We start from the raw sequence: 5,192 nt of genomic DNA on the forward strand, positions 1-5,192 counted from the left end.
GTGAGGACCTTCACGGTGTTCTCGCCGCCCGGCAGCGCGTTGTCGAGGCCCTTCTCGAACTGGACGGCCGTCCGCGCGCCCCGCCGGGTGCCGGCCGGCTCCGGACCCGGAGGGTCATCCGGGCCATTCGACGAGCAGGCTCCGGGGGCCGCGGAAGGAGACGTTCGCCGGGAAGTCGAAGTCCTGGTCCTCCACCAGCCGCATCTCCGGTGCCCGCTGTGCCAGCAGGTCGAGGGCGATCCGGGCTTCCATTCGCGCCAGCGGGGCCCCGATGCAGTAGTGGATGCCCTTGCCGAAGGCGAGGTGGCGGCGGGCGTCGCCCCGGTGGATGTCGAACGTCTCGGGCTCCTCGAAGTGCTTCGGGTCCCGGTTGGCCGCGCCGAGCAGGATCAGCACCTTGGCCTGGGCGGGTATCTCGACACCGCCGACGTCCACCGCCCTGGTGGTGATGCGCCGCCAGGCGGGAATGCTGCTGTCGTACCGCAGGATTTCTTCGACCGCCTTGGAGATGAGGCCGCGGTCGGAACAGATCGCGGCCCACTGCTCGGGGTTGGCCAGCAGCTGTCGGATCGCGTTCCCGGTGAAACTCGTCGTGGTCTCGTGGCCGGCGAAGCTCAGCCCGTAGGCGACGTTGGTGATGTCTTCGAGCGACAGGCTGTCGGGATTCTCCTGGCGGATCCGGATCAGGTCACTGGTGAAGTCGTCCACCGGTTCCGCGGCCCGCTTGGCGACGAAGTTCTCGCAGTACTCCCAGTAGTTCGTCATGTTCGTGGCGATCTCGCGCTGCTCGTCCGCGCTCGGGCGTCCCCAGCTGAAGGCGATGCGGTTTCCGCACCAACTCTTCAGCATGTCCATGTCCTCGTCCGGGAAGCCGATGAACGTGAAGATCATGTACGCCGGAAGCGGATAGGTCAGCGCGTTGACCAGGTCCACCCGCCCGGGCCTGATGGCGTCCACCAGCTCCGTGGCCTTGGCCCAGACCTTCGGCTCCAGCGACGCGATCCGCCGCGGTGAGAAGCCCGTCATGTTGTGCTTGCGAATGCGGGTGTGCCGCGGCGGGTCGCAGTCCGACATCACCGGGTAGGCGCGGAATCCTTTCTTCAGAATCTCCTGCGCCTCTTCCGAAAGGGGGAACACCGGCTTCTGACCGACCCGCGCGGAGAAGGTCCCCGGGTCCTTGAGAACGGCCTCGATGTCGTCGTACCGGGTTATCACCCACATGTCGATGGCCGATGCGTAGAACGCCGGGGCCTCCTCCCGCACCGCGGTGTGGATCGGATACGGATCGGCGATGTAGGCGTCACCAAGCGGGTCGAAACCGTGATGCACAGGGCAGCCGGCCGTTTCGTTCATCGGCATCATTGCGAAACCTCCTTGACTTGGTACTCCAAGTCTCCGCCACGACCGTCGAATTGAAAACGAAGGAATGGTGAGGTGCGTTATGGGATTCCCTAATGACTGAACGGATCAGCCTTCGCCGGCTGCACGCCTTCGTGGCGTGCGCCGAGGCCGGAACCATGACGGGCGCTGCGCGGCAGCTGTTCGTGACCCAAGGCGCGGTGTCGGTCGCGATCTCCCAGCTGGAACGACAGATCGGTGTGCAACTGCTCCTGCGCTCCAAGGCGAAGGGGCTGACGCTGACCGAGGCCGGCCGCCTCCTCCTGCCCGAGGCCCGGTCCCTGCTGGCCCGGGCCGACGCGCTCCAGGCGGGCATGCGCGACCTGGGGAACGCCCCTTCGGGCAACTTGGTGATCGGCTGCTTCACCACCATCGCCCCGTTCCTCCTGCCCCGCGTCCTGGAGGAGTTCCAGGCCGCCCACCCCCAGGTGACCCTGGACTTCGTGGAGGGCTCGCTCACCGACCTGCAGCAGCTCCTGCTCGACGGGGCGTGCGAGCTGGCCGTCCTCTACGGCGTCGACATCCGGGCCGGCATCGAGTACGACACCCTGTATCCGACCCAGCCGTACGTCCTGCTGCCGCCCGCCCATCCGCTGGCGGAGAAGGAGGAGATCCGGCTCGCCGACCTCGCGGATCACGACATGATCGCGCTCGATGTCCCGCCCAGCCTTCGCTACTTCAACGAGGTGCTGAGCTCCGCCGGGGTGTCCCCCCGCATCCGGCACCGCACGGAGAGCTTCGAGATGGTGCGCAGTCTCGTCGCCCGGGGCGTCGGCTACTCGCTGCTCATACAGCGTCCCATCGCGGACGTCAGCTACGAGGGGCGCGGCCTGGTGATCCGCCGGATCAAGGACGAGATACGGCCGCTGGACGTCGTCCTGGCACGTCCGGCGGGCGTCCGGCTGACGCGTCGGGCGGCGGCGTTCAGCGCGTTCTGCCGCGCGTCGGCGCCCCGCCGCTAGGGCCTGTCTGACAATGCGCGCCGGATCAGGCCGGGGCGTCCGGTGCGTGCGATCGGCGTGCGGCCGGGACGCCCTCGATTGGGGTCTCCCCTGCTCGAGCGAAGCCGAGAGCTTGGGGAAGGAGCTACTTGGGCGTTTCGGCCGTGCGGCGAGCGTGCGTGCCGGGCGGGCCGGACCCGGCGGGAATTGTCAGACAGGCCCTAGGAGGCGTGCGGCCGCCGGGACACGGCGGCCGCACGTACGGCCCCCTCCCCTCATGCGTACTCCCCCGCTCCGCGTACGGAACGGGGGAGTACGGGTGCGGCCGGCGCCGGGGGCTCGTCCTCGGGGTGGCCGCGGGCGGGGGACGGCGGGCGCCGTCCGCTACGGCATGAGGCGGACGAATCCGGCGGACGCTTCGCCGAGGGCCGAAACGAGGCTGCCCACCACGGTCTCGGGGACGTCGATGTCGACGGACATGGCCGCCATCGCCCGGCCGCCGGACCGGGCGACCTCCATGTCGGCGATGTTGACGCCGGCATCGCCCAGGATCCGTCCGGCCTTTCCGATGGCCCCGGGTTCGTCGGAGTACCAGAGGAAGAGCATGCGGTCCGTGAGGTCCAGGTCGATGTCGTACGCGCCGATCTCGACCAGCTTGTGGGTGCCCCTCCGGGCGGACAGGGCGCCGGCGACGACCAGGGGCCCGCCGTCCGGCAGTACACCGCGGATGGCGACGGCGTTGCGGTGGTCCGGGCTCTCGGAGCTGGTCGAGAAGCGCACGGGGACGCCGATCTCACGGACGAGTTCCGACGCGTTCACCAGCGAGGGCTTCGTGGGGACGAGTGCGGCGAGGATCCCTCGGAGCGCGGCGGCCTCAAGGACCGTGACGTCCCGTCGGGTCACCTCGCCGCGGACCTCGATCTCCAGGTGTGTGGCCGCCCTGCGGCCCGCGAGCTCGGTGAAGACGTGGCCGAGGTCGTCGGCGAGGGCCAGGTAGGGGTGGACCTCCTCCGCGACGGGACCTCCCGGGGCGTTCACCGCGTCGGGCACGAGCTCCCCCGCGAGGGCCCGGCGCACCGAGTGGGCGACGGAGGTCCCCGCCTTCTCCTGGGCCTCGTGGGTGGAGGCGCCGAGGTGCGGGGTGACCACCACGTTGTCGAGACCGAACAGCGGGGAGGCGATGCACGGCTCCACCGCGAAGACGTCGAGCCCGGCCCCCGCGACGCGCCCGTCCTTCAACGCGGCGGCCAGCGCCTCCTCGTCCACGATGCCGCCGCGCGCCGCGTTGACGATCCGTACGGTCCGCTTGACGAGACCCAGCTCCCGCTCGCCGACGAAGCCCACCGTCTCCGGTGTCCTCGGCAGGTGCACGGTGACGAAGTCGGACTCCCGCAGGAGCGTGTCGAGCGGAACGAGGCGTGCGCCCGCGCGCAGGGCCCGCTCCTCCGTGGCGTACGGATCGTGGGCGAGGATCCGCATGCCGAACGCGGACATCCTCTGGGCCACCAGGGTGCCGATGCGGCCGAGACCGATGACTCCCAGGGTCTTGTCGGCCAGTTCGACGCCGGTGTACTTCTGCCGCTCCCACTCCCCGCTCCTGAGCGAGAAGTCGGCCTGCGGGATGGTGCGGGCCGTGGACAGCAGGAGTCCGCAGGTGAGTTCGGCGGCGCTGACGACGTTGGAGAGGGGGGCGTTGACGACCAGGACGCCGGCCTTCGTGGCCGCGGGGACATCGACGTTGTCCAGGCCGACGCCGGCCCGCGCCACGACCTTGAGGCGGCGGGCGGCGTCGATCACCTGGGCGTCCACACAGGTCGCGCTGCGCACCAGAAGGGCGTCCGCGTGGGCGACGGCGGACAGCAGGGCCGGCCGGTCGGTCCCGTCGCAGTGCCGGATGTCGAAGTCCGGACCGAGCGCGGTGACCGTGGTGGGCGAGAGCTCTTCGGCTATGAGGACGATGGGCTTGGCCATGGGGAGAACTCGATCCGTGAAAGGCTCGTGAGACGGAAAGGGCGGAAGGGACCGCGGGAGCCGGACCCAGCGCGGGACGGCTCAGGTCTGGGACGGCACGGGCACGGCGTCGACCACCGCGTGATCCGCCGCGAGCGGGGCGTGGTCGCGCGAACCGCCGGGCAGGCCGATGCCGTCGAACACCTCGCGGTCCGCGATGCGGTACTCGCTGAAGGCCTCCGGGAGGTCGTCCTCGTAGAAGACCGCTTCGACCGGGCAGACCGGCTCGCACGCCCCGCAGTCGACGCACTCGTCCGGCTGGATGTACATCTTGCGCGGGCCCTCGTAGATGCAGTCCACCGGGCACTCGTCCAGGCAGGCCTTGTCCTTGATGTCCACGCAGGGTTGAGCGATGACGTATGCCATGAGGGTCTCCTCCGGTGTCGGTGGTCCGTCGGGGTGTCAGCCGACGACGGACCAGGTGTCGTTGCCCGCGAGCAGCGCGGCGAGGTCGCTCTTCCCGTACCGCTCGACCGCGGCGTCGAGCTGGCCGGCCATGAGGGTGTCGTAGACGGCCCGCTCAACGTCGCGGAAGACGCCGATGGGGGTCTGGCGGAGCGTGTCCGGGTCGGCCAGGCGCGAGAGCGCGAAGGCCGTGGTCGGCGACGAGGCGTGGGCGTCGTGGACCAGGACCGCGGACTCGTTCTCCGGCGTCACCTCGACGACCCGCAGGTCACCCGTCGCCGGATCGCGGACGACGCCCTTGCGCAGGTCCGTGCCGAAGCGGATCGGCTGCCCGTGTTCGAGTCGGATGACGGCCTCCTTGGCCTGCTCGTTGTCCTTGAGGACCTCGAAGGCGCCGTCGTTGAAGATGTTGCAGTTCTGGTAGATCTCCACCAGGGC

The 5,192-nt window shown here is 70.0% G+C and carries 4 protein-coding genes and 1 pseudogene; 1 reads left to right on the forward strand and 4 read right to left on the reverse strand.

From position 1 onward, the window contains the following. Positions 1–114: 114 nt before the first annotated feature. Entirely contained in the window at positions 115–1,359 is a 1,245-nt protein-coding gene (locus ABT041_RS38810; RefSeq protein ID WP_351193843.1) for a cytochrome P450, read from the reverse strand. Positions 1,360–1,454: 95 nt separating this feature from the next. On the opposite strand from ABT041_RS38810, the gene ABT041_RS38815 reads away from it, so the two are divergent. Then, a complete protein-coding gene (locus ABT041_RS38815; protein WP_351193845.1) occupies positions 1,455–2,360 on the forward strand; it encodes a LysR family transcriptional regulator in 906 nt (301 codons plus the stop codon). A 363-nt stretch (positions 2,361–2,723) separates the two neighbouring features. On the opposite strand, the gene serA is transcribed toward ABT041_RS38815, so the two are convergent. The 3 genes and pseudogenes from serA to ABT041_RS38830 all read right to left on the reverse strand — a co-directional run. Then, the gene (gene serA / locus ABT041_RS38820) at positions 2,724–4,310 is read right to left on the reverse strand and encodes a phosphoglycerate dehydrogenase (protein WP_351193848.1); all 1,587 of its coding nucleotides are present in this window, start codon (positions 4,308–4,310) and stop codon (positions 2,724–2,726) included. An 81-nt stretch (positions 4,311–4,391) separates the two neighbouring features. Next, positions 4,392–4,715, reverse strand: a complete 324-nt coding sequence (gene fdxA, locus ABT041_RS38825) for a ferredoxin (RefSeq protein WP_351193851.1) — start codon at positions 4,713–4,715, stop codon at positions 4,392–4,394. Positions 4,716–4,751: 36 nt separating this feature from the next. After that, positions 4,752–5,192: pseudogene (locus ABT041_RS38830) on the reverse strand (2-oxoacid:ferredoxin oxidoreductase subunit beta); the annotation flags it as partial.

The sequence above is a fragment of the Streptomyces sp. NPDC002825 genome (assembly GCF_040295385.1).
GTDB lineage: Bacteria > Actinomycetota > Actinomycetes > Streptomycetales > Streptomycetaceae > Streptomyces.